Raw genomic sequence first — 24,698 nt, 5'->3', positions numbered from 1 at the left:
GATGATTTTATCTATATAAACAATGTATACTTACGTCCGTTCACAACAAGAACAAGCAAAATTCAATTTAATTGCTTTTTTATTACTTTTTATTAGATATAGCAATTAAATCATTTGACAATCAGCTAAAAAAAAGGCATATTTCGTCGCCTTAAATTTAAGCTTATCTAACATTTTTTAGGAGTCACCTTGGCTAATTCAAAGCAAGCTAAGAAGCGCGCAGTACAATCTGAAAAGCGCCGTCAACACAATGGAAGCCGTCGCTCAATGATGCGTACTTTAGTTAAAAAAGTACTTGCAGCTATTGAAGCCGGTGATAAAGAAGTAGCAACTAAAGAATTAGCTGCTGCTACGCCAATTTTAGACCGTTATGCAAGTAAAGGTCTTATTCATAAAAACAAAGCAGCTCGTAGTAAGAGCCGTTTGAATGCTGCTATTAAAGCCCTATAGGCTAGATAGCACTTTACGTTTTTCTGATTACTTAGTGTAATATTTAAAAAACCGACTTTAGTCGGTTTTTTTATATCTGCAATTTGATCTAAATATTACTTTTCTAATAGTGCTAGTGCTGTTGGCTATATGCTTGCAATTAATATTCCCTGAGTCTATTTAAGCGTATTATCAACAATAGTAGGTAATGTCATACAACAAAAAACACTTATACTAGGTCATCTATACACAATTCAAATTAACATAACTCTCTATGAAAAAAATCACTTATCTTTCTAGCTTATTTATCCTTCTATTTTGGACTACCTCTAACGCTATTGATGAAGATTTTCCAACGGCGCCAGCATGGCAATTAACCACACAGACTGGGAAACCTATTTCATTGAGTGATTATCACGGTAAGCCTGTTATATTACATTTTTGGGCTACTTGGTGCCCTTATTGTAAAAAACTACAACCTAAGCTAGTTGAGCTTGAAAAGAAATATAAAAGCTCTGGTATAAAAATTGTTTCGATTAGTTTCAATGAAGACGACGGTGCCACACCACAAGATGAAATAATAAAACGCGGCTATGACTTCATTACGGCAGTAAACGGGGAATTGGTTGCAAATCAATATGGAGTAAGAGGTACGCCCTCGACCTTTTTTATTAATAGCCAAGGTAAAGAAATATACAAATCAACGAGTTAAGATGTGAACAACCCTAAATTAGCATTAGCTGTGCAAGAAATAATTAAGCACTGATTACTTTTCTGGTACTTACTTTTTTGGTAATTACTTTACTAGGTTTCTAGGTATAAAAAAGGGAAGCATATCGCTTCCCTTTTTCTATTAAGTCTCTTGAGCTATTTCATTAATGAATTTAACTAAAATGAAAAATCATCCACATCAAGTGCCATCATAGAGTCACAGCCATTTTCAACACAAGAAGCATGACCATTGGCTCTTGGCAAGATACGTTGAAAATAGAAACGTGCTGTTTTAATTTTCGCTTGATAAAAAGCGCTATCATCGCCACCTGCGGCTAATTTCTCTTGAGCTACCTTGGCCATTTTCGCCCAAAAATAAGCGAGGGTTAAATAGCCTGAATACATTAAGTAATCAACAGATGCCCCGCCGATTTCATCTGGATTTTGCATTGCTTTCATTCCTAACGTTTCAGTCATTTTTTGCCAATCACTACCAAAGGTCATAATAGGTTGAATGAATTCTTGCATAGCTTCATTACCTGCATTTTCAACACAAAATGCAGTAACTTCAGCGCCGAATGGTTTCAATATCTCACCTTTAGAGCCTAAAATTTTACGTGCTAATAGATCAAGTGCTTGAATACCGGTAGTGCCTTCGTACAAACAACTGATTTTTGTATCACGCATCAGCTGCTCCATGCCCCACTCTTTAATATAACCATGGCCACCAAATACTTGTACGCCATGGCTAGTACACTCTAAACCCAGTTCAGTTAAAAATGCTTTCGCAACTGGCGTTAATAAAGCTAACTTAGATTCTGCTGATGCTTTTTCTGCTTCATCTACCTTACCTATAGGTGCATGACTAACATCTACTAACTGTGATAAATAAGCGATTAACGCACGGCCACCCTCAGCAATAGATTTTTGTGTTAATAACATACGACGTACATCAGGGTGAACAATAATTGCATCAGCTGGGCCTTCAGGATTTTTAACACCTGACAATGAACGCATTTGTAATCTATCTTTCGCGTAAGCCAATGCACCTTGAAATGATGCTTCAGCGGCGGCAACACCTTCGGTAGCAACACCTAAGCGAGCGGCATTCATAAAGGTAAACATACAGTTTAATCCACGATTAACTTCGCCAATTAAATAGCCTTTAGCGCCATCAAAGTTGATGACACAAGTCGCATTAGCATTAATACCCATTTTATGTTCAATTGAACCACAGCTTACGGCATTTCTATCGCCGACTTCACCCGCATCAGTTACGTTAAATTTAGGTACAATAAATAATGAAATACCGCGGCTACCTTCTGGCGAACCAGGAATACGGGCAATAACAATATGCACAATATTATCCGACAAATCATGTTCACCGGCGGAGATAAAAATTTTAGTACCTGTTAACGAGTAACTACCATCATCATTTATTTCAGCCTTAGTGCGTAACATACCTAAATCTGTACCACAATGAGGCTCAGTTAAGCACATAGTGCCCGTCCAAGACCCTTCAACCAGTTTTGGCATAAAGATGTTTTTATGAGTATCACTGCCATGTGCTTCAATCGTCGCTAATGCGCCATGACTTAAGCCTGGATACATAGCAAAGCTATGATTAGCACAGGAGAAAAACTCGGTAATAGCAGTATTTAATGAATGAGGTAAACCTTGACCACCAAAATCAACATTTTGCGCTAAGGTCGGCCAACCTCCTTCAACATATTGTTGGTAAGCTTCTTTAAAACCATCGGGGGTTGTAACTTCACCATCATGCCAAGTACAACCTTGTTCATCACCACTTTGGTTTATTGGAGCAACTACCTGTTCAGTAAACTTAGCAGCCTCAGCGATTATAGCATCGACCATATCAAGGCTAGCATCTTCATAACCTAGTTTCTGATAATGGCGGTCACAATTAAGTAGTTCTTGCATGACAAACTTCATGTCTCTAATCGGGGCTTTATATTCTGGCATAGGGTTTCTCCAATATTAACTTTAGCAGTCCAACTCAAAACAAATTAGTGGTCAGACCTCTGGTGAGTATTTGATTAAATCATGTTAGTTACTTTTTCTCAAGTAAGATTAGTGATGATTTTTATAAAAAGGGGGTTATATAGACGAAATTTAGGTATAAAAAAAGCGCAATACATGCGCTTTTTTTAAGTGATACCTTATTTAAATAGTCATTACACAGTTTCTAAATAAGCAAATACGGTAGTGAAAGCTTGTTCTTGATACTGTTTTAACCCAGTATCTCTAAAGTCGATTTCTACTTGGCTCTTTGCTATTTCCTTTTTAATAAAGCTGCCAGCTAGAATTTCAACCTGTAATTCTTTTATCAACTGGATTGCCGCTTCAACTTTAAAGCCAACAGGACCGCCCGCAAATTTTCCTTTTAACGCACGCCCTTTAATAAGTACATGGCTTACATGGTAGTCTTCCATTAATTTCGCAAAGGTAAACTGGAATTTTTGCACTTGCTCGGCATCTCCAGCGTCATCAAGGCTAATTTTTTGTACTCGCGTATGAGGAATATCATACAAATTATTTTCTTTAGACATAATACAAATAATTGCATCATTACCTTTTATTTCAACGCCACATGCTTTCATGAAAAAATCTCAAGTTTTATAATTGTGATCATTATAGCGAATTTACTAAAATAAGAAAATGGCACTGAACTGAACTTAACGTTATCATTGAGAAAAGATTTACTTGATAAAATTAGTGGTTCGAATATATGAAAAAAACATGTGTGGTTACAGGCGGTAGTTCAGGTATTGGTTTAAGCATAGTAAAATTATTTGAACAACATAATTACCACGTTTTTAACTTGGACTTATCCCCTTCTTCTTTTGGTGAGTTTTGCAATTGTGATGTTACTAATTTAAGTCAGGTAACTAACATTATTAACAATATTGCAAAAAAACAGACCATCGACGTACTGGTTTCTAACGCCGGCATTCACTTTTCTGCCAATATAGAAAACACATCAGAAGAGGATTTTGACAAGGTCTTTAATATCAACGTAAAAGGCGCTTATGCTGCCGTTAAAGCCGTATTACCGAGTATGAAAGCGAATAATAATGGCGCTATTATTATCATGTCTTCTGATCAAGCGTTAGTCGCTAAACACAACTCATTTGCTTACAACTTAAGTAAAGCGGCACTTGCTTCCATGGCAAAAACCACCGCACTTGATTACGCTGCCTTTAATATTCGCGCTAATGCTGTTTGCCCTGGCACCATAGAAACACCGCTTTATCATGATGCTATCAATAATTATTGTCAAAAATCCGGTGCAGACAAAGCAGAAACGCATCGAGAAGAAGAAAGTTTGCAACCACTAAACCGTTTGGGACAGCCGGAAGAAGTTGCTGAGTTAGTGTTGTTTTTAGCCTCAGATAAAGCTAAATTTATTACTGGCAGCTTGCAGGTAATCGATGGTGGCTATACAGCGCAGTAAAGTAACGAGTAACGAAAATGAAAATAATTGATCCTCATCTACATTTATTTGATCTTGAGTTAGGTGATTATCATTGGCTAAAGGCTGAAAATTCGCCTTTTTGGCCTGATAAGCAACGTATCAATAAAAGCTTCGATGAGACTGAGTTAACGCTAACCACACCTTTATCTTTAGCTGGCTTTGTTCATATTGAAGCTGGTTTTGATAACGACAAGCCATGCCGTGAACTTGAAACCCTAGAGAAAAGTTGCAATAAACCTTTTCGAGCCATCGCTAATATCGATTTAACCACATCGAGCCAACACGTTAATACTGTATTAGAAAAGTTAGCAGAACACCCCTCATTCGTTGGCGTTCGGCACCTATTAGATGATCAAGCGCTAGTATTATTAAACAACAAACAAGTAATTAATAATATTAGCATACTCAATGACACGGGATTGGTGTTCGAAGTTCAACTATCACTAATTGACCAAATTCCCGTTGCAGCGTTATGTGCTGTAATTGAAAATAACCTAAATATTCAGTTCATCATAAATCATGCTGGCTTTCCACCTACCGATTTACACTCTATTGAATGGCAAAGTTGGCAAAGCAATTTAACTAAATTGTCGCTTTATCCTCATGTCGCTATTAAGTGTTCAGGTTGGGAAATGACAAAAAGAAATTATAAAGAAACTTGGCTAAGTGAAAACTTATCGCTGATTTTCGCTATTTTTGGGGCTAAAAAGGTCATGTTAGCTAGTAACTTCCCATTATGTTTGTTCAGCCATAGCAGTTATCAGGCGTATTGGCAGTCGATTATATCGAGCGATTTTTTTCAAGCACTAACCGAGCAAGAAAAAAGCGCATTGTGTTATGACAATGCGCTTAGTTGGTATTCTATGAATGCAATTCTGAATTAATACAGCAGGTGTTAAACTTACCTTTCAAATAAGAACTTACTTGATGACAATATGTGGTGACTTCTTAACCACTTCATCATTTAATTCAATTCCAAGCCCCGGTACTTCAGTCACTTGGAAAAAGCCATCAACCGGTTGTGGGTCTTGTAGACATAATTCACGATTCCAGTCTTTAATGGCATAGGTATGATGCTCATGAATTAAAAAGTTTGGAATAGCGGTTTCTAAATGCAAGGAAGCCGCGGTAGCCACAGGGCCGCCACAAACATGCGCTTGAATACGAATATCGTAAACATCAGCATAATCACACACTTTTTTTGCTTCAGTAAAACCGCCGCATAAGCCGACATCAGGTTGTAATACGTCAATACTTTGATCTTCAAAATAAGGACGTACATCCCAACGATGATATAAGCGCTCGCCACCGGCAATGGGTACATTAACGTTATCAGACACTTTTTTATGCACCGCCGAATTTAAATAGTTAACAGGCTCTTCATACATCATGCAGCCAACTTCTTCGACAATAGCGCCCATTTGAATGGCTGATGCCGCTCCCATTAATGAGTGCGATTCAAAAATAATATCAACATCTTCGCCAACCGCATCACGTATAGCACGCAATCGATTACCAAATAAACGCATTTGTGGCTTAGTAAATAACTTGGTTCGATCAAATGATGAACTACCGTCTTTGTTGTATACAATAGGATCAACTTTTACCGCATCATAGCCTTCACTTACCGCTTTTAATGCTGCTTGTGCGTATTCTTCTGGCTCTATTAGCTTATTGATTTCACTATCCCAATCAAATTGCAGTTGACTGGCGTAAGTGCGTAATTTGTCGTTTACTTTACCACCCAGTAATTGATAAACAGGCACACCTAACGCTTTCGCTTTAATATCCCAAAGTGCAGTATCAATGGCGCTCATGGCAGAATACAGAACAGGACCGCCACCTAAACCCCAAAAGCTTTCTCTGAGCATACGAGACCATAACAACTCAGTATTAAACGGGTTAAAGCCGATTAATACTGCTTCACTGATTTCTTTGATCATCGCGGCAGCAGCACTGTGCCCCCAATCATAAGCTAAACCTGCCTCGCCAACACCACTAATGCCTTCATCAGTATGAACACGTATAAAAACTGGGTTCCACCCAATACGTTTAGGGCAGTGAATATCAAATACTTCAATATGGGTAATTTTCATGTTTATCTCTTTAAATTAGGTTCTTTTTTTTAATTTCAAATAAATTAATTACAATACGGAATGAATGTTACGAAGCAAAGTCTGGATAGGCTCTTGCTACTCTGCGCATCATTGCTGGCCACGCAGTTTCTCCGCCCGTTTTTCCGGTATGCACAATATTAGCCTGGGCTTTAATGCCATCAATAATGCTCTGAGGTGCATAAATAGGTTTCATGCCTGTGGACATTACTTGCAATTGCACCTGACATGCTCGGGTTAAGTCATACATGTGCATAAACGCGTCACCAATGGTTTTCCCCACCGTAAGTGCCCCATGATTTCGCAGTAACATAAAATTGGCATTACCTAAGTCTTGCTGCAATCTTAGCTTTTCATCCGCATTTACCGCTAAACCTTCATAATCATGATAACTCATCGAAGCAAGCGCAAACATAGAGTATTGGCTTAATGACAATAAACCTTCTTCAAGGCTGGCAACAGCAATAGTCTCGTTGGTATGAACGTGCATAACGCAAATATCATCATGACGTGCCTCATGTACAGCACTGTGAATAGTAAAACCCGCTGGATTAATTTCAAACCCACAGTTTTGATCAATAATATTACCGTCAATATCAATTTTAACTAAATTTGATGCGGTGACTTCCTCAAATGCCAAACCAAAAGCATTAATCAATAGATACTCTGTTCCGGGAATACGCGCAGAAATATGCGTATGAATAAGATCATCCCAACCATGCATTACCATTAAGCGGTAACAAGCCGCTAAATCAACGCGAATTTGCCATTCTTGTGCTGACACTTTATCTTTTAAATTTACCCTAGGAAGTTCAAACATGCTTATGCCCTTAACTGTCATATGTACTTATATAGTTGAATTTTAACTGAGTAATCCCTTTCGTTAAAGAAAGAGTTACCATAAGATATGATTTCAAATCAAAAAACGCCCTTTCTATATATGTGTATTTTATTCTTTGCCATTAAGCAGCACCCAAAATATCCCGTAATCATTTGTGCAAACCGTGATGAATTTCATGAAAGACCGACACAGCCAATGCATTGGTGGCCTAAAAATGAGGTATTAGCGGGTAAAGACTTACAAGCAGGTGGCACTTGGCTTGGTTTAAATAAGCAGGGACGATTTAGTGCACTCACTAATTTTCGCCAACCTGATTTAATTGATAATAATAAACAATCTCGTGGTGAGTTAGTATTACAAGCGTTAGCACATCAAGATGATGAAATGACAAAACAATTAGCCAAATCATTCAGTGAATATAACGGCTTTAATCTAGTCTTTGGTCAACTTAATAAGCTAGTGTGTTTTGACAGTGTGTCACAAAAAAAACAAGTACTAAATTCAGGGTTTCACAGCCTATGTAACGGCGCATTAGATGATATTTGGCCTAAAATGGCACTTGGACAAGCTAAACTTGCCGATGCAATAAAAGATCATACCTTAGATATAGATCAGCTATTCAAACTAATGAACAGTGATCAACAAGCACCAACACAACATTTACCCAAAACAGGCATTCCATTAGATTGGGAACAACTACTGAGTTCTATTTTTATCGTTTCGCCAGAATACGGCACCCGTACTACCAATATAATCACTCTAGATGATGAAGGAACAATTTCTATTTATGATCAAAGTTATAATGAGCAAGGTGAGTGCACAAAAAAACAAAGTTTCTCTATAGAATCATAGGGGCTGTTGATCTTTCGAGATTGTTTTTGCAGCGATTTGTTGGGTGTTTATACAAGGCAGAGCCTTTGTCATGTGGTTGTTCAGGACAATATGCTCCTGCATTGTCTTATAAACTACATCCATGTAGCGTCACATAAAAAGGTGATAACGCCGTAAAAATGACCAACAAATGCTGTCCGAAGGATTCGGCTAAAAGCGCTTTACTCATTGTTGAGTAGTATTTGCTTAGAATGATTAGGCTACATACTACTCGCCGCGATTAAAACGCTTTACTCTCTTTAAAAAAGGCGAACAAAATTTAACCGCGAAAGATCAACAGACCCTAAGTTAAATACACTAAATTTGATTAAATGACTACTTTTAGTTTTGCAGACTGATCTGATTTTTCGCCAAAATAATAGAATTTAAATTATTTCTTTTACAATGGCGGCAACTAGAATAATAAGCACTAAAATCCATGTTGTTTTACTAAATTTTGTTTGCTGTTCAGCACTCATAGGTTTACCAAACCGCTCACCCAAAACAACCATAAGTGCTACTGCGGCAAAAACACACGCTAAAATAATTAATAGTGTCATCAATACCTCTTTCAGTTAACTAAGTTTCTCTACCTAGATTTAACAAAATCATTTACTATTGCAAAAGATATATTTATACCAATTATTAATAATTTTAGCTAGAGACAGGGGGGATACCCATGATACTTCAATATGCGCGTTTCAGGACACCTGAACGATTCATGATCAAGACGCATCTTTGTATTAAGGGTTGTTCAGGAGAATATGCTCCTGCATTCTCTTATAAGCTACATCCATGTAGCGCCCTTAAAAATAGATGCAACGAAGAGCATGATTTGCTCAGGGATCCCCGTAGGGCTGGTTTAGAAACGCTTTATGCTACGTTATTGATTTCGACAATGGAACAACCATTCTCTTCAATCAAAGCCTTGCCTAAAGGCGTTTCTAATTCCAGCTGAATCCGACATATTGAAGTAACATGGGTATATATGCCACAAGTTTCACCTTCACAAACTGATGATTTTTTTCAAAAACGTCGATTTATTATTCAACTTGGCAAGGCATTACATAAGCTCGGCTCCACGGCATATCGTTTGGAAGATAGTTTACTCTCTATCGCCCGATCTTTAGATATTCGCGCCTCTTTTATGATCACCCCGACAGCATTAACTTTTATTCTTTCTGATGACGAAGATGAGCAACAATTTAATCATATAGTGCGGGTAACTCCAGGAGAAATTGATCTAGGCTCTTTGGCACGTATTGATGAATTAGTTGATGAACTCATCAATGGCGAACGCACATTAGAACAAGCGATTGAACGCTTAAAAGAAGTCGACCGTAAACCGCCTCCATATGGCGTAATATTAACATTTCTAGCTTTTGGTTCCTCTAGCGGTGCGTTTGCTATGTTAATGCATACTAGCTGGCATGATGTTTTTTGGTCTACCATACTTGGTTTTGTCGTCTTTCTTTTTGTTATTTGGGCAGAACGTTCACGCCGCGTAACTGAAATGTTAGAGCCAATGGCTGCGTTAACCACCTCTATGTTAGCCTCACTAATTTCATTATTCGATCCTAGCATTAATATCCCTATGGTTATTTTATCAAGCATTATTGCCTTTATTCCTGGGCTATCACTCACGGTAGGTTTATCTGAACTTGCTGCTAGACATTTAATGTCAGGCACGGCACGTATCATGGATAGTGTAATGGTGCTATTTAAGCTTTATTTTGGCGTAGTATTAGGCATGGCTTTTGGCAAACTTATTTGGGGTGAAGCGAGTTTCATACCACCCGATACAATGCCCGTTTGGACCTCATGGTTAGCAGTAACTACGCTTTCAATTTCGTTAGTTATTCTATTTAAAGTACGATTAAAAGACGCCCCTTGGGGTATGATAGCTGGCTATATTTCGTTTAGCGTGAGTATTTGGGCCAGTAGTTATTTAGGTGTGGCTTTAGGGGCATTTGTTGGCGCTTTTGCTCTAGGGATATACAGTAATTTATTCTCACGTGTTATGAATTTGCCTTCTTCCATCGTTCGTCTACTAGGCTTAGTTGTGTTAGTACCAGGCAGTAAAGTTTATATCGGTTTGAACAATTTAGTTACCGGAAAAGAAATGTTAGCAGTGAGTGATTTAGGCTCGCAAACCTTTTTAATTTTTATGTCACTTGTTGCTGGGCTGATTTTTTCTAATGTAGCTTTACCTCATAGAAAAAACTTATAAATTTGGCTATTAACTAATTTTAACTACTTAAGAGTAATGATGACCAAAACGCAGAAAACGCTATCAACAACAAAAGTCTCAACAAATTATCATCATGGCGATTTGTATAGCAGCTTACTTACTACAGCAACCGCGATGATTTCAGAAGGTGGCGTAGAAGCCTTATCGCTACGTAAGCTAGCAATGCACATTGGCGTTTCTCGTACCGCCGCATACCATCACTTTAAAGATAAAAATGACTTACTTATTGCGATAGCTGCTCAAGGCTTTATTTCATGGAAAAAGCAGGCTGAGCAAATATTTAATCATAAAAACTTAACCGAACGAGAAAAATATCAAGCATTTGTTCATTATTATGTACAATTTGCCACCGAAAACTCTGCTATTTACCAACTGATGTTTGGCGGAACACTGTGGAAAGATAAAAAAAGCCCTTCAAAACTCAAAGAGGTGGCTTACCCTAGTTTTCAATTTCAAGTTGAAATGACTAAAGCTTGGCAAAAAAAAGGGCTACTGCCTAATTCGCCAAATACCTTACGTCTTGCCCAAGTAACTTGGGCAACGCTACACGGTATAGCTCAGTTAGTTATTGATGGAATATATGCTGACGCTAGCCAAATTGACGAAATGTGCCAATGTGCTGTTGACTTGTTTTTAGTCTCGCACAAATAATCACGATAATATTTATCCTTAAAGTTAACTAATCGTTTCCCTCTCACTGTAAATAAAGTAATTAGTCCATAAATTCAACATTACAATAAAAACATAAAGAGATCTTTATCTAACTAGAGTTTAACTTAAATGTCTCGTAGTATTGAATTACTGTACAGCACTAACCTGTATGTGTATAAGTACAATAATATCGAATGATTAAATATAAAATGAGAGTAAAATAATGAAAGCGATTATAACAAGCGCTATATGCTCATATTTACTATTACTTAGCGGTTGTAGTAACAGTGATAGCTCAGCCGCAGATTCTTCTATGGTAGCCTCACAGAAAACAGCTTTAGTATCAGGTATAAATAAAGCGAATATGGATACAAATATTCGTCCTCAAGATAATTTTTATCGCTACATTAATGGCGGTTGGATGAGCAGTAATGAGATTCCCGGTGATAAAACCGCGATAGGCTCTTTTTACGACTTGCGTGATAAAGCTGATGAAGATGTGAATGCAATTATTGAAGAGCTTGCTGCAGCTGACGACTTAAAAATGGGTTCTGACGAGCAAAAAGTAGCTGATTTATTTCGATCTTACATGAACACTAAGAAGCGCAATGCAGCAGGTATTACGCCAATTCAATCCATTATAACGGCTATCAATAATCTACAGAATAAAGATGATCTCGCTAAATTTTTTGGTCAATACTCCTCCGCAGGAATTAATAATCCATTAGCGTTGTACGTTAGCGTAGATGCTAAAAATTCATCAAGCTACGCTATTCATATCTGGCAAAATGGCTTAAATTTACCTGACAAAGATTATTATTTTAATGAATCCGAGCGCTTTGTTGATTTGCGTAGTGGCTATGTCACACATATTGAAAACATGTATAACTTAGCAGGCATCAGCAACGGTAAACGTGCAGCTAAAAACATTATGGCATTAGAGACTAGCCTAGCTGAGTTTCATTGGACACGTGTAGAAAGTCGTGACAGCGAAAAACGTTATAATAAGTTTGCTACCAATGATCTAAATAGCCTCACCAGTAAATTTAATTGGCATACCTTTTTAGCGGCCGAAGGGGTTGCTAGCCAAAAAGATATTATAATCAACCAGCCTGACTTTATTGAAGGCTTTGGTAAAGTATTTGATCAAACGCCACTTGAAACATGGAAGCAATATTTAACATTCAATACCTTAGATGCTTTTTCTAGTTACTTAACGGCTGATTTAGATAATGAAAGTTTTGATTTTTTCTCAAAACAGCTAAACGGTCGTAAAGAACAACGTCCACAGTGGAAGCGCGGTGTCGCTGTTGTTAACGGTAATTTAGGTGAAGTGATTGGTAAAGTTTATGTTACTCGCCACTTTACGCCACAAGCTAAATCTAGAATGGGGACTTTAGTTGAAAATTTACGAAATGCATACGGCGCAAGTATCGACGACTTAGAATGGATGTCAAACAACACTAAAAAAGCTGCACAGGTAAAACTTGCTGCTTTCACCCCTAAAATTGGTTACCCCGATCAATGGGAAGACTATTCAAAGCTTTCAATTAAGTCTGATGATCTAGTCGGTAATATTATTCGTTCACGTAAAGTATCTAGCGAAAAACAAATTTCAAAACTCGGTGGGCCAATTCATAAATGGGAATGGGGTATGACGCCACAAACCGTTAACGCCTATTACAATCCAACAGTAAACGAAATTGTTTTTCCTGCGGCTATTTTACAAGCACCTTTCTTTAATATGAAAGCTGACGACGCAGTTAACTACGGCGGCATTGGCGCAGTAATTGGCCATGAAATGGGACATGGATTTGATGACCAAGGCAGTAAATACGACGCCACAGGTAATCTTCGTAATTGGTGGACAGAGCAAGATCTGCAAGAGTTTTCAACTCGCACTAAAGCACTCGTTGAACAATACGAAGCTTATCAAGTGTTTGATGACTTAAACGTTAATGGTAAATTAACGTTAGGTGAAAACATTGGTGACTTATCAGGGGTAACTATCGCTTATAAAGCGTATAAAGCATCTTTAAACGGCAAAGAAGCTCCTGTCATTGACGGTTTAACTGGTGATCAACGCTTCTTCATGGGTTATGCACAAATCTGGCGCTCTAAAATTGTCGAAAAATCAATGCGTAACCGTGTAGCAACTGACCCTCATTCTCCAGGTGAGTTCCGTGCCTTGGGTTCACTTTCAAATATGGACAAGTTCTATGAAGCCTTTGACGTAAAAGAAGGTGATGCTATGTATATAGCGCCTGAAAAACGCGTTAAAATTTGGTAATCATGTTTCTGAAAATATAATTTATTCCAACATTTTCAAAAAGCAGCTTAGGCTGCTTTTTTGATTATTTTAACGAATGAAATAAAGTTTTAACCTAGCTTTTATTTTTTAATGGCACAAAAAGACCTATCAAAATATTTATAAAAAATTATGAAATGGTTAATTTTTAAAATGAAATGTTAAGGGCTGTAGCTGCCACATTACTGACCTAAATTAGTTATCAAAATTAGGCAAGTTTATGTTCACTTAGATACGTTAGCAGACCTTTCACTAATTCGTTTTTATGACTCGTCTGTGCCATTGGATACATAAAGGCTTCCCGAATGTTAGGGTCAACTTCCCGATCATATAGCGGACATAAATTCATACTTCAGTAGTTGGTTGAATAGCTCACATTATAGGTTGGCTTGATAGAGTTAGCTATTACCACCATCTAGCAAACTATTAATAATAGTTTGAAAGCTGTCTCTAAAGGTTTTTTAATACCGACTGGATGTGTTCAACGAATTGAACTTATCGAGCAAAACCCTCTGGATTTTTAAGTTTTGGTCTTTTCGTATTATTTTTTAACACGTTGTTTTCTATCCCATACGCAAAGTAGACACTCTATTTTTTGTTTCTAAATAACTATATAGTGGTAATGATAATTGTTATCCAAAAGGGTGTCCTTATGAAGGAATAACGGTTAAGCTTTTGTGCAGTTAATATTTACACGAAACGTTATAGTTTAAAAATGTATTGTTTAAGTAGGGAGTTTATAATAATGGAAATCAATCAGTGAATAGTGTCAATTTAAATCTCGGATTTCAGAGTTTTTCAAGGCAGTTGTCGCCCAAATTGTTTAGTAGATTCTTTACATTGGTCTTACTTATTTCTTCTCTAATTTTTTCTTTCTCTGTTTTTGCTGATGAATATCGCCCAGCCTATTTGGCACTTAAACAAACAACAGAAAATACTTTTGATGTTGTTTGGAAGTTACCTTCAACCAAACAGAATCAAGTATTGAATTTACAAGTTCAATTCACGCCAAAAGTTAAATTAATAAAACCTAAATCAATACGTCCTGCTGGCACGGCTACTATTGAGCAATTTTCTATAGAAAGCGAAAAGGGCTTAATTGGTAGTGACATTACTATTTCAGGCTTGAAAAATGCACCAACAGAAGTCTTAGTAAGAATTCAATGGCTAAGCGGCGTTACTGAAACAGCAAGGTTAGATGCCAATAAAACAGAGTTTACCGTGGTAGGTACGCCGAGTTTTCTTTATGTTGTTAAAACCTACTTAACCTTTGGTTTTGAACATATTCTAGAAGGCTTTGATCATTTACTGTTCGTCGCTTGCCTGATATTCATTGCGGGTACATGGCGAAGAATTTTAATCACTATTACGGGGTTTACCGTTGCTCACTCAATTACCTTAACGCTGTCAGCACTTGGTTTGGTTCGTTTACCCATAGTCGCTATTGAAAGTGTTATTGCTCTTTCTATCGTCTTTCTCGCTCGTGAAATTATGATTAAAAATGACCAAACCTTAACCTGGCGTTTTCCTATTGCTGTTTCCGCAAGTTTTGGTTTATTACATGGTTTTGGTTTTGCCTCTGCATTAAGCGAAATAGGCTTACCGCAAACAGAAATTCCAGCAGCACTTTTAGCATTTAATATCGGCGTTGAATTAGGGCAAATAGCATTTGTCACTGTACTGCTATTATCAGCCAAACTTATCAATAAAATATGGCTTTCAACAAAAGCCGATCACATTGTAAAAATAAAGAAATTTGAACAAGTAGGCGCACTAGCAATAGGCGTTATCAGTATGTATTGGGTAATAGAACGTATTTCTGGCTTTTAGTAGTAGCTAATTAATTAAAGTTTAAGGATAAAAACATGAATAAGAAAGTGAAATTGTCATCAATTGCTTTGGCTATTACATTGATTGGCTCCCAAGTTAATGCCGGGGAAACTCAATTACTATGGGGCGATACCCATTTACATACTTCCAACTCAATGGATGCTTATTTCTTCAATAATAGAGATGGCACGCCAGAAGCTGCCTATCGTTGGGCAAAAGGCTTGCCTGTAATCAATACGTCGACCCGGGCCCGTATCCAAATTGGTACCCCATTAGATTTTTTAGTGGTTTCTGATCATGCCGAATACATGACCGTACCTAAAAGACTTTTTACGCTTAAAGATAAAGCACTTAGAGAAACAGAATTTGGTAAAAAACTCGTTAAGTTATGGGAAGGTGAAAACCCAACAATGGCAGGGTTTGAATTAGTCGGTACTGTTAATGACCTTAAGCCTTACGCCCCTTTTGTTACTAAAGAGGTTAGACAATATGGCTGGAATCAGGTTATTGAAGCTGCCGAACAAGCCAATGAACCCGGTAAGTTTACTGCTTTTATTGGCTGGGAGTGGACATCGTTTCCTGATGCCTCAAATTTGCACCGCGTTTTATTTACCCCTCAAAATGGTAAAGAAGCCGCTAAATACTTACCTTTTACTGCCCTTGATAGTAGCGACCCTGAACAATTATGGAATTGGTTAGAAAAAACCAACAAAGCAGTTGGCTCTGAAATAATCTCAATCCCTCATAACGGTAACGTCTCTAATGGCTTGATGTTTTCACGAGATGATTTTAATGGCGCACCTATCACACCAGGTTATGCGAAATTGAGAGCACGTTGGGAGCCTATTTATGAAGTCACTCAAATTAAAGGCGATTCTGAAACGCATCCTATTCAATCACCAAATGATGAATTTTCCGATTATGAAACTTATGCTCATTTATTAGATGCTGCTGGTGTTGCTTCAGGGGCGGAAATGAAAGAAGTAGTTGCCGAAGGTGATTATGCAAGACGAGCGTTAAGAACAGGTTTGGAATTTGAAGAAAAATTAGGTGTTAACCCGTTTAAATTTGGGTTAATTGGGGCAACAGACTCGCACAGTACCTATGCCTCAGCGGAAGAGAATAATTTCCAAGGTAAATTTTCCATCGACTCAACTCCTGAGGCGCGACGTGATATGCCAATAATGCCAGGGGTAAAAAACATGTGGGCAGTTTCAGCGGCTGGTTTATCAGCTGTTTGGGCTGAAGAAAATACCCGTGAATCAATTTATGCCGCATTTAAGCGTAAAGAAGTTTACGCTTCTACCGGTCCACGCATCGCAGTACGATTTTTTGGCGGTTATGACTATACAGCTCAAGATGCTAAGGCTAATGATTTAGCAAAAATTGGTTATAAAAAAGGTGTGCCAATGGGCGGCGACTTAGTTAAAGCGCCAAAAAATACCGCACCAAGCTTTTTAATTCACGCGGTAAAAGACCCTAAAGATGCTAATTTAGATCGTATTCAAGTGATTAAAGGTTGGTTAAATGCTGATGGCACCACCGCAGAAAAAGTATTTGATGTGGTTTGGTCTGATAATCGTAAGAAACAAAAAAATGGCAAGTTACCTGCTGTGGGGAATACCGTTGATATTAATACCGGTAAATACACCAATAACATAGGTACAGCCCAGTTAAGTACTACGTGGAAAGATCCTGAATTTAATCCAAATCAACGTGCTTTTTATTATGCCCGTGTATTGCAAATACCAACGCCGCGTTATTCATTACTTGATGCCATTGCACTGCAAATGGATGTCAAAGAAACTGGCCATCCGGCAACCATTCAAGAGCGAGCTTACAGCTCACCTATTTGGTATACGCCAAGTAAATAAGGGAAGTTTAAATATGTCACTAATGATTAAAAACGTAATAACTGGTATCGCATTCGTTGCAGTGCTTGCACTCACCGCCTGCTCAAACTTAAAAACAGACGTTCTTTTAGAAAAAAATAGCCAAGGATTTGCTCCTCAGGAGAATTTTCAAGCTATCTATGACGAAATAGATTACCACAGAGCAACTCAGCTTTACTTATGGGCCACGCCTATGATCGTTTCAGCAGGTGCTCGTGGTCTTGGTAAATACCATGCAGATGGACAAGAAAATTTAGTTTCAGTAGCTTATTACAAAGATAAAGGTACAGCGGGAATCCTCACCGCTAACGATACTGTTAGATATGTCATTATTCACGGTAACATAGCTGAAAGCGGTCCTTTAGTAGTTGAATCCCCTGCTGGTATGCACGTTGGTATTATTGACGATAACCAGTATGAGTATGTAACTCAATATGGTCTAGTTGGACCAAAAGGCAGTAAAATTGCTGAGAAGCTTCTTGTTCTTGGACCTGAAAGCAAAAGGCCTGCTAACACAAAAGGTTATAGAGTTGTTCGTTCTAAAACAAACAAAATCATGATGGGAACTCGTATCCTTAGACCTGTTAAAGATGCTGAATTAGGTAAACAATTCGTAGCTTACCCATGGAAAGATCGTGCTAATCCTGTCACAAAATATGTTGAAGCTAAAAAAGACGGTGACGTTTTCCTTATGACTAGCTTCTTAGGTATGGATTACTGGAGAGAACTTCACAAAAATCTTCAGGACGAACCAGTTCAAAGAGAAGATCTATACATGATGGCTTGGCTTAAAAACCTAGGAATTGAAAAAGGTAAACCTTTCAATCCAACGGCAAGACAAACTAAAATCTTAAAAAAAGCGGCAACCATGGCAGAGCAAATGTCTCCCGTAATGTCTTTTGCAACTCGTAACCCGAAAGCTAGATATAGAGATGACAGTACTTGGGTATTCCCATTGATGATCAACGTTGATCACATGGATGAAACAGGCAACTTTAAACAATTCAACCAAAGAGTAGACTGGTTCTGGGAAGCTTTCGGACTTGCACCAGCAATGAAATCAGTTACACCTGGAAAAGGCTCTGCATACCTAGGAGCTTATAGAGATTTAGAGGGTGAATGGTTAAACGGTAGTGAAAACTACACGATGCACATCGAAGCAGGCGCTCCCATGAAGAGGTTCTGGGCCGTTACTATGTACAACCTTCGTGACCGTACTTTTCTTCTAAACGGTACAACTAAAATGGAAATTAACTCTATGAAAAAAGATTTAATTATCAACGAAGATGGATCAGTTGATTTATACTTTGGGCCAGAAGCTCCAGAAGGTAAAACTCCCAACCATATTAAAACTAACAGAGACGTATTATGGTTTGTATACTTCAGACTATACGGACCAACAGAAGCTTATTTTGACCGTTCATGGAAAATGAATGATATTAAAAAAGGCTACAAGTAGAAAGATGAGTGCTAGCCTCGGCCCCGTATGACCTGCATGCGTTCCGGCCGAGGCAGTCGACAAACCTCCATCAGGGGCATTTTGAGCTATTTTAACCGTAATAGCACAATGAAAAAAATAACAAATTTGCACCTCATTTATAAGGATAAATAAACATGAAAAAGTCACTACTATCAATAGCAACTTTTATTGCAATAAGCAGCGTTAATGTAGGCGCAGAAGAAACCCAATTATTGTGGGGCGATACTCATTTGCATACCAACCTATCGCCCGATGCTTTCATTAAAGGTAATACCACGGCCACACCGGATGACTCCTTTAATTTCGCTAAAGGCGCACCTGTTATTGATGCAAACTCACGTGCAAAAATAAAAATAGATACACCGTTGGATTTTCTTGTAGTCACCGATCATGCCGAGTATGTGGGTATTCCTAAGATGCTATGGGCTGGCGATGAACGTTTAATGAAATCAAAAGAAGGTAAACGTTTTGCCAAAATGATAAAAGGTGGCAAAGGCACCCAAGTGTTTGTTGAACTTCTTGCTACGGCAAATTCAGGTAAGCCAATTGACGCACTCAATTCAGATGAAATTCGAAAAAGCGTTTGGTCGGATAGTGTTGCAGCTGCTGAACGGCATAACGACCCAGGTAAATTCACAGCGTTCATTGGTTGGGAATGGTCATCAATACCAAATGGACAAAATTTACATCGTATTGTATTTACACCACAAGGTGGAGATGTTGCTAACAAATTTATACCTTTTAGTGCCTTTGATAGCGATATTGAAACGGACTTTTGGACTTGGTTAGATAAAACGTCGAAAGAAACGGGTGCTGACTTTGTTGCCATTCCTCACAATGGCAACATTTCTAATGGCTTAATGTTTCCTTTAACTGATAGAGCTGGCAACCCGATAACAAAGAAATATGCCAACCAACGTATGCGTTGGGAGCAAGTGATTGAAATGACGCAAATTAAAGGGGATTCAGAAACACATCCATTACTTTCCCCTGATGATGAATTTGCAGATTTTGAAACTTTTGACCATTTACTTAAAACGGATGACAGCGCTATTGTAGAGCGTGGTAATGCGCCTGTCGGTTCTTATACTAGATCAGGGCTAAAACGTGGCTTGGAGCTTGAAAATAAAATTGGCGTAAACCCGTTCAAATACGGCATGATCGGCGCGACCGATAGTCATGCTGGCTATTCATCAGCCGAAGAAAACAACTTTTGGGGTAAGTTTTCACAAGACTCTATTCCTGACAACAAAAAGGATGTTGATTTACTGCCCGGTATTTACGGCTGGGATATGTCTGCTTCAGGATTGTCTGCTGTATGGGCGAAAGAAAATACCCGTCAATCAATAACTGATGCTTTTAAACGTCGAGAAGTATATGGCACTTCTGGTCCACGTATTAGCTTGCGATTTTTTGGTGGCTTTGAATTTAAACAAGCTGATGCTGATGCTAAAAACATTGCTGATATAGGTTATAAAACAGGTGTACCTATGGGAGGTGACTTGGCAAATGCTCCAAAAGGAAAAGCACCCTCATTCCTTCTGCACGCTGCAAAAGATCCAAAAGATGCCAATCTTGACAGAGTACAAATTGTTAAAGGCTGGCTTGATACACAAGGTGTTTCTCAAGAGAAGGTCTTTGATGTGGTCTGGTCTGATAATCGCAAGGTTGCAGCCAATGGAAAATTACCGGCGGTTGGAAGTACAGTCGATTTAAAAACAGGTTTATATAGTAATTCAATTGGCGCAAGTCAGTTATCAACGGTGTGGAAAGACCCTGAGTTTGATGCATCACAAAAAGCTTTTTACTACGCCCGTGTATTACAAATACCGACACCACGTAATTCAACCTATGATGCTATCGCGTTAGGCATAGCGCCTAAAGAAACAGGTCATGATGTAATCATTCAAGAACGCGCGTACAGTTCACCTATTTGGTATACGCCGAAGTAAATAATTACAGTCAAGGATTCTAGGATAATGAAAAGACTATTAATAACCACCGCTGTGTTACTCGCTTTAAATGTTGTCTCAGCCAATGCGGAAGAGACAAAAAATTATTCACCCTATGCTGATGATAACTTCCCGCAGAATGCTTATTTTGGCGAATTTCATTTACATACATCCTTTTCAATGGATGCCGGTATGGTTGGAAATACACTCACACCTGAAGATGCTTACCGCTTTGCCAGTGGGGAAAGGGTTGTTAGTAGTTCTGGTCAACCGGTAAAACTGGTAAGGCCGCTTGATTTTCTCATGGTGGCGGATCATGGCACAAACCTTGGCATTCCGCCCATGCTCTGGGCAGCAGATCCTGATCTATTAGCAACCGAGAATGGCAAAAAATGGTACGACCTGGCTCAGGCGGGCAAAGGAAAAGAGGGCGTTTATTTGCCATGGCTGCAAACAACCATGCAAGGCATAGACATGATCAAAAGCAAAAAGATCATGAAAAACGCCTGGACTCAGGAAATGGATGCCGCAGAAAAATATAATAACCCAGGTGTGTTTACCGCCATCATTGGTTACGAATGGACATCAATGCCTAATGGAGCCAACTTGCATCGAGTCGTGGTGTTTAAGGATGGTAAAGACAAAGTAGGTCAAACACTGCCTTTTACCGCTTTCGATTCTGTCGACCCCGAAGATCTATGGGAATATATGGCAGATTACGAAAAGAAGACGGGCGGCAGCGTACTCGCCATCCCACATAACGGTAATATGTCTAATGGCCAAATGTTTAAGACAGAGCGTATGAATGGCTCACCGATAAATCAAAAATATGCAATTGATCGCATGCGCTGGGAACCGCTTTACGAAGTAACTCAAATCAAAGGCGATGGCGAAGCACACCCCTGGCTTTCCACCACCGATGAATTTGCAGATTATGGCACTTGGGATATTAATCCCTTTCAGGGCGATAATCGCAAAGAAAGGAATATGAGTGCGGAATATGCACGAACAGCGTTACAAGTTGGGCTGCAATTAGAACAAAAAATTGGCGCAAATCCGTTTAAGTTTGGCTTGATCGGCAGTACTGATGCACATACAGGTCTTGTTGCAGTTGGTGAAAATAATTATATGGGAAAATTCCCTTCGTCTGAACCTAGTGCTGAGCGTTTTGAAGAAGTCCTTATTCCTTCCCCAGTTGATAAAAAATTCGACTTGATGACCTGGCAAGAAGTTGGATCTGGTTTAACGGCCGTTTGGGCCCAAGAAAATACTCGTGATTCACTTTTTGAAGCGATGCAGCGCAAAGAAGTTTACGCAACAACGGGTACTCGTATGCAAGTGCGTTTCTTCGCTGGCTGGGATTATAAAAAAGGCGATGCGTTAAGACCTGATTTTTCCAAGCACGCCTATAATATTGGTGTGCCAATGGGCAGCGATATTACCAATGGACCAAAAGGCAAAGCGCCTAACTTTTTAATTCAGGCGGTTAAAGATCCTGATGGTGCCAACCTTGACAGGGTTCAAGTCATTAAGGGTTGGGTAGATAATAAAGGTGATCGTCATGAAAAAATTTATGATGTTGCGGTGTCAGATGGCCGTAAGATTGGCAAAGATGGACGTGCACATCAGGCTGTAGGGTCATCTATTAATGCCAATAAAGCGAGTTATACCAACAACATTGGTGCCGCACAATTAATCACTTATTGGTCAGACCCAGACTTTAATGCAAAAGACAGAGCGGTCTATTATGTTCGTGTATTAGAAATCCCAACACCAACATGGCAGGCCTATGATTCTAATTTTTATGACGTGAAGTTGCCAAAGGAAATACCGATGGCGCATCAAGAGCGCGCTTATACATCACCAATTTGGTATACGCCTTCGAATTAGCGGAGGTGTGTAATTTTATTTTAAAAGTGTATTTAATAAACATGACGGAGAATAAATGAAAGTCATATTGAAAGAACCACTGGTGTATTTTTTGTTGCTCAGTGGTTTGCTGTTTTATGTTACTACTTTTTTTCAACAAGATAGTGATAATTCACAAGAGATTGTTGTTGATAGAGCCTCACTGCTTAGCTATATCCAACAAAGAACTAAGATTGTCGAGCAAGATAAACTGATAAAAATGTTTGACCGTATGCCCGAGGATAAACGCAGCGACTGGGTTAATGCTTATGTGCGTGAAGAAGCATTATACCGAGAAGCACAAGCATTAAGGCTTGAAGAAAATGATCCCATTATTAAAGGGCGCGTTATTCAAAAGCTTGAATTTATTACCAAAGAATATAGTGAAGCGACATTGAATGTCACTCAAACTGATCTGGATGAATATTTTGATAAAAACAAACAAAACTATTATATAGAGCCGTTTGTTACATTTACTCATGTATATTTTGATAGTGGCACTCATGGTAAAAATAGTGCTAAAAGTTTGGCCATAGAAAAACTTAACGAGTTAAGCAATAACAAAGTCTCTTTTTCAGAAGGAATAAAGCACGGTGATCGCTTTCCTTATCATGTCAACTATGTCGAGCGGACACCTGATTTTATCGCATCTCATTTTGGCCAAGATATGTCGGATAAAATATTTAACTTAAAAACTATTGGTGATACTTGGCAAGGACCGTTTGAATCTGAATATGGAGTTCACTTGATTATGGTTAATCGAATGGAAAAAGGACGATTCCCTTCATTAACCGATGTATCAGAACAGGTTTATCAAGATGTGCAACGTGAACAAATACAAAGTAATTTAGAGCGGTCTTATAAAGCTATTATCGATACCTACTCAGTGAAAGTAGAAAGTCTAAGTGAGTAAGTGAACATAGGTATTATTGTGCAGAATAATCAATTTTACTCTAAAAAGTTCAATTGATGTTTATTGCACAATACTTAAGATTAAAAAATGGTCAAAGAAACTTGGTCAACAATAAATAAGGGAAACGTAAATGTTCACAATCAATAAAGATTCAATTAATTTTAGATTAAAAAAATTAACCTTTGTAACGCTATTTTCGATAGTTGGAATTGCTGGTTTAACAGCGTGTTCTACCGTACCAGGAGAAACAAAAGCAGAGCAAATACAAACCATTGATGAATTGGTTGATAATACGTTAACGGATCTTTATCAGCAGAACCCAGAAGCGCGAGCACAAATTAAAAACTCGGTTGGTTATGCAATTATGAATAATAAAATAACCAAGATACCCGTAGTTGGAGCTGGAGCAGGTTATGGTGTTGCTATTAATAATAAAAGCCAACAAAGACAATATATACAAATGGTACGCTTTGACGTTGGCGGAGGTTGGGGCGCAAGAAGTGTGAGACCGGTTATTATTTTTACCGATGAACAAGTATTCAATGATTTCATTGACGGCATGTGGTCTGCAAATGCAGGCGCAGAAGCGGCTGCAAAAGTGGGGGATGTGGGTGCTTCTGGAGGAGATGATACAGGTAATGCAGTAAATGATAAAGGCTATATTACTCATATGATTACAGATGCAGGGGTTTCAGCCACAGTTACCGCTGGTATTATTAGAGTGAAACCTATTTCTTTGAAAAAGTAGTTATTAATATATAAATGGTTATGTGGCTCTATGGGGGCGATTGCGAGATAGAAAAATTCTTATAATGTCAGCTATCCTTGAAGATAGCTGACATAAAAATGGAGTTTTTTGTTCTAATTAATAAGGCGGGTAAGTGGTATTAGTTAGCCTTTCAAATTCGGAAATAATGTCAGCTTAGTTAAGGTTTTTAGATATCAGCCAGTACACCAAACCTATCATCAGCTCATCATAGGAAGGCTGATGTCTAAAAGGCTCACAATGAGGAAACCGCGGGAATTTAACTCGGTGCTATGGGGATTGCTTG

21 protein-coding genes and 1 pseudogene are annotated in these 24,698 nt (G+C 38.4%); 16 read left to right on the top strand and 6 right to left on the bottom strand.

Features of this window, described 5'->3' with window-relative positions; translation table 11 throughout:
* Positions 1 to 189: 189 nt before the first annotated feature.
* Together rpsT and DWA31_RS04025 are read left to right on the top strand one after the other, a co-directional pair.
* A complete protein-coding gene (gene rpsT / locus DWA31_RS04030; RefSeq protein ID WP_114325377.1) occupies positions 190 to 450 on the top strand; it encodes a 30S ribosomal protein S20 in 261 nt (86 codons plus the stop codon).
* A gap of 253 nt (positions 451 to 703) precedes the next feature.
* Positions 704 to 1,141, top strand: a complete 438-nt coding sequence (locus tag DWA31_RS04025) for a TlpA family protein disulfide reductase (RefSeq protein ID WP_114325376.1) — start codon at positions 704 to 706, stop codon at positions 1,139 to 1,141.
* A gap of 176 nt (positions 1,142 to 1,317) precedes the next feature.
* Here DWA31_RS04025 and DWA31_RS04020 read toward each other — a convergent pair whose 3' ends face one another.
* A complete protein-coding gene (locus DWA31_RS04020) occupies positions 1,318 to 3,123 on the bottom strand; it encodes an acyl-CoA dehydrogenase C-terminal domain-containing protein (protein WP_114325375.1) in 1,806 nt (601 codons plus the stop codon).
* 212 nt (positions 3,124 to 3,335) lie between these two features.
* Positions 3,336 to 3,761 carry a DUF3010 family protein gene (locus tag DWA31_RS04015; protein ID WP_114325374.1) on the bottom strand — a complete coding sequence of 142 codons (426 nt, stop codon included), beginning with the start codon at positions 3,759 to 3,761 and terminating at the stop codon, positions 3,336 to 3,338.
* 128 nt (positions 3,762 to 3,889) lie between these two features.
* Between DWA31_RS04015 and DWA31_RS04010 the strand changes: the two genes are divergently transcribed.
* Together DWA31_RS04010 and DWA31_RS04005 are read left to right on the top strand one after the other, a co-directional pair.
* Entirely contained in the window at positions 3,890 to 4,615 is a 726-nt protein-coding gene (locus DWA31_RS04010) for an SDR family NAD(P)-dependent oxidoreductase (RefSeq protein WP_114325373.1), read from the top strand.
* A 17-nt stretch (positions 4,616 to 4,632) separates the two neighbouring features.
* Entirely contained in the window at positions 4,633 to 5,520 is an 888-nt protein-coding gene (locus tag DWA31_RS04005; RefSeq protein ID WP_114325372.1) for an amidohydrolase family protein, read from the top strand.
* Positions 5,521 to 5,556: 36 nt separating this feature from the next.
* On the opposite strand, the gene DWA31_RS04000 is transcribed toward DWA31_RS04005, so the two are convergent.
* Both DWA31_RS04000 and DWA31_RS03995 read right to left on the bottom strand, forming a co-directional pair.
* A complete protein-coding gene (locus tag DWA31_RS04000) occupies positions 5,557 to 6,732 on the bottom strand; it encodes a mandelate racemase/muconate lactonizing enzyme family protein (protein ID WP_114325371.1) in 1,176 nt (391 codons plus the stop codon).
* Between the two features lie 67 nt (positions 6,733 to 6,799).
* Complete coding sequence (locus DWA31_RS03995) at positions 6,800 to 7,570, bottom strand: class II aldolase/adducin family protein (protein WP_114325370.1); 771 nt, start codon at positions 7,568 to 7,570, stop codon at positions 6,800 to 6,802.
* Positions 7,571 to 7,657: 87 nt separating this feature from the next.
* On the opposite strand from DWA31_RS03995, the gene DWA31_RS03990 reads away from it, so the two are divergent.
* Positions 7,658 to 8,443, top strand: coding sequence for an NRDE family protein (locus DWA31_RS03990; RefSeq protein ID WP_245942471.1), 786 nt, complete (start codon positions 7,658 to 7,660; stop codon positions 8,441 to 8,443).
* On the opposite strand, the pseudogene DWA31_RS17420 reads toward DWA31_RS03990, so the two are convergent.
* Positions 8,430 to 8,651, bottom strand: a pseudogene (locus tag DWA31_RS17420) (hypothetical protein). The gene DWA31_RS03990 and the pseudogene DWA31_RS17420 sit on opposite strands and share 14 nt — an antisense overlap.
* Positions 8,652 to 8,847: 196 nt before the next feature.
* Positions 8,848 to 9,021: a hypothetical protein gene (locus DWA31_RS17120; protein WP_168427282.1), complete on the bottom strand. Its 174-nt coding sequence runs from the start codon at positions 9,019 to 9,021 to the stop codon at positions 8,848 to 8,850.
* A gap of 275 nt (positions 9,022 to 9,296) precedes the next feature.
* Here DWA31_RS17120 and DWA31_RS17670 point away from each other — a divergent pair, with 275 nt between their 5' ends.
* From DWA31_RS17670 to DWA31_RS03930, 11 genes are all read left to right on the top strand, one after another.
* Entirely contained in the window at positions 9,297 to 9,419 is a 123-nt protein-coding gene (locus DWA31_RS17670) for a hypothetical protein (RefSeq protein ID WP_281268615.1), read from the top strand.
* A gap of 30 nt (positions 9,420 to 9,449) precedes the next feature.
* Complete coding sequence (locus DWA31_RS03975; protein WP_114325368.1) at positions 9,450 to 10,691, top strand: threonine/serine exporter family protein; 1,242 nt, start codon at positions 9,450 to 9,452, stop codon at positions 10,689 to 10,691.
* A 36-nt stretch (positions 10,692 to 10,727) separates the two neighbouring features.
* A complete protein-coding gene (locus DWA31_RS03970; RefSeq protein WP_114325367.1) occupies positions 10,728 to 11,363 on the top strand; it encodes a TetR/AcrR family transcriptional regulator in 636 nt (211 codons plus the stop codon).
* A gap of 223 nt (positions 11,364 to 11,586) precedes the next feature.
* Positions 11,587 to 13,653 carry a M13 family metallopeptidase gene (locus DWA31_RS03965; RefSeq protein WP_114325366.1) on the top strand — a complete coding sequence of 689 codons (2,067 nt, stop codon included), beginning with the start codon at positions 11,587 to 11,589 and terminating at the stop codon, positions 13,651 to 13,653.
* Between the two features lie 837 nt (positions 13,654 to 14,490).
* A complete protein-coding gene (locus tag DWA31_RS03960) occupies positions 14,491 to 15,501 on the top strand; it encodes a HupE/UreJ family protein (protein ID WP_114325365.1) in 1,011 nt (336 codons plus the stop codon).
* Between the two features lie 35 nt (positions 15,502 to 15,536).
* A complete protein-coding gene (locus DWA31_RS03955; protein ID WP_114325364.1) occupies positions 15,537 to 17,375 on the top strand; it encodes a DUF3604 domain-containing protein in 1,839 nt (612 codons plus the stop codon).
* A gap of 13 nt (positions 17,376 to 17,388) precedes the next feature.
* Positions 17,389 to 18,852 (top strand): DUF1214 domain-containing protein, encoded by a 1,464-nt coding sequence (locus tag DWA31_RS03950; protein WP_168427281.1) that lies wholly within the window; start codon positions 17,389 to 17,391, stop codon positions 18,850 to 18,852.
* Between the two features lie 155 nt (positions 18,853 to 19,007).
* Positions 19,008 to 20,825: a DUF3604 domain-containing protein gene (locus tag DWA31_RS03945; protein WP_114325362.1), complete on the top strand. Its 1,818-nt coding sequence runs from the start codon at positions 19,008 to 19,010 to the stop codon at positions 20,823 to 20,825.
* Positions 20,826 to 20,852: 27 nt separating this feature from the next.
* Positions 20,853 to 22,715 (top strand): DUF3604 domain-containing protein, encoded by a 1,863-nt coding sequence (locus DWA31_RS03940; protein WP_114325361.1) that lies wholly within the window; start codon positions 20,853 to 20,855, stop codon positions 22,713 to 22,715.
* Positions 22,716 to 22,770: 55 nt separating this feature from the next.
* Positions 22,771 to 23,646, top strand: a complete 876-nt coding sequence (locus DWA31_RS03935) for a peptidyl-prolyl cis-trans isomerase (protein ID WP_114325360.1) — start codon at positions 22,771 to 22,773, stop codon at positions 23,644 to 23,646.
* A 130-nt stretch (positions 23,647 to 23,776) separates the two neighbouring features.
* A complete protein-coding gene (locus DWA31_RS03930) occupies positions 23,777 to 24,394 on the top strand; it encodes a lipid-binding SYLF domain-containing protein (protein ID WP_114325359.1) in 618 nt (205 codons plus the stop codon).
* The last annotated feature ends 304 nt before the right edge of the window (positions 24,395 to 24,698 follow it).

Origin of the sequence: Candidatus Colwellia aromaticivorans (assembly GCF_003333305.1) — a bacterium.
Classification (GTDB): domain Bacteria; phylum Pseudomonadota; class Gammaproteobacteria; order Enterobacterales; family Alteromonadaceae; genus Colwellia; species Colwellia aromaticivorans.
Note: the sequence above shows the minus strand (reverse complement) of the source record. Positions and strands in the feature narration are given on the sequence as shown.

Bases quoted from the DNA above. Each gene is read 5' to 3' on its own strand.
- DWA31_RS04025 (WP_114325376.1), top strand. From the start codon at position 704: ATGAAAAAAATCACTTATCTTTCTAGCTTATTTATCCTTCTATTTTGG.
- DWA31_RS04020 (WP_114325375.1), bottom strand. From the start codon at position 3,123: ATGCCAGAATATAAAGCCCCGATTAGAGACATGAAGTTTGTCATGCAA.
- DWA31_RS04015 (WP_114325374.1), bottom strand. From the start codon at position 3,761: ATGAAAGCATGTGGCGTTGAAATAAAAGGTAATGATGCAATTATTTGT.
- DWA31_RS04010 (WP_114325373.1), top strand. From the start codon at position 3,890: ATGAAAAAAACATGTGTGGTTACAGGCGGTAGTTCAGGTATTGGTTTA.
- DWA31_RS04005 (WP_114325372.1), top strand. From the start codon at position 4,633: ATGAAAATAATTGATCCTCATCTACATTTATTTGATCTTGAGTTAGGT.
- DWA31_RS04000 (WP_114325371.1), bottom strand. From the start codon at position 6,732: ATGAAAATTACCCATATTGAAGTATTTGATATTCACTGCCCTAAACGT.
- DWA31_RS03995 (WP_114325370.1), bottom strand. From the start codon at position 7,570: ATGTTTGAACTTCCTAGGGTAAATTTAAAAGATAAAGTGTCAGCACAA.
- DWA31_RS03990 (WP_245942471.1), top strand. From the start codon at position 7,658: ATGATTTCAAATCAAAAAACGCCCTTTCTATATATGTGTATTTTATTC.
- DWA31_RS17120 (WP_168427282.1), bottom strand. From the start codon at position 9,021: ATGACACTATTAATTATTTTAGCGTGTGTTTTTGCCGCAGTAGCACTT.
- DWA31_RS03975 (WP_114325368.1), top strand. From the start codon at position 9,450: ATGCCACAAGTTTCACCTTCACAAACTGATGATTTTTTTCAAAAACGT.
- DWA31_RS03970 (WP_114325367.1), top strand. From the start codon at position 10,728: ATGATGACCAAAACGCAGAAAACGCTATCAACAACAAAAGTCTCAACA.
- DWA31_RS03965 (WP_114325366.1), top strand. From the start codon at position 11,587: ATGAAAGCGATTATAACAAGCGCTATATGCTCATATTTACTATTACTT.
- DWA31_RS03955 (WP_114325364.1), top strand. From the start codon at position 15,537: ATGAATAAGAAAGTGAAATTGTCATCAATTGCTTTGGCTATTACATTG.
- DWA31_RS03950 (WP_168427281.1), top strand. From the start codon at position 17,389: ATGTCACTAATGATTAAAAACGTAATAACTGGTATCGCATTCGTTGCA.
- DWA31_RS03945 (WP_114325362.1), top strand. From the start codon at position 19,008: ATGAAAAAGTCACTACTATCAATAGCAACTTTTATTGCAATAAGCAGC.
- DWA31_RS03940 (WP_114325361.1), top strand. From the start codon at position 20,853: ATGAAAAGACTATTAATAACCACCGCTGTGTTACTCGCTTTAAATGTT.
- DWA31_RS03935 (WP_114325360.1), top strand. From the start codon at position 22,771: ATGAAAGTCATATTGAAAGAACCACTGGTGTATTTTTTGTTGCTCAGT.
- DWA31_RS03930 (WP_114325359.1), top strand. From the start codon at position 23,777: ATGTTCACAATCAATAAAGATTCAATTAATTTTAGATTAAAAAAATTA.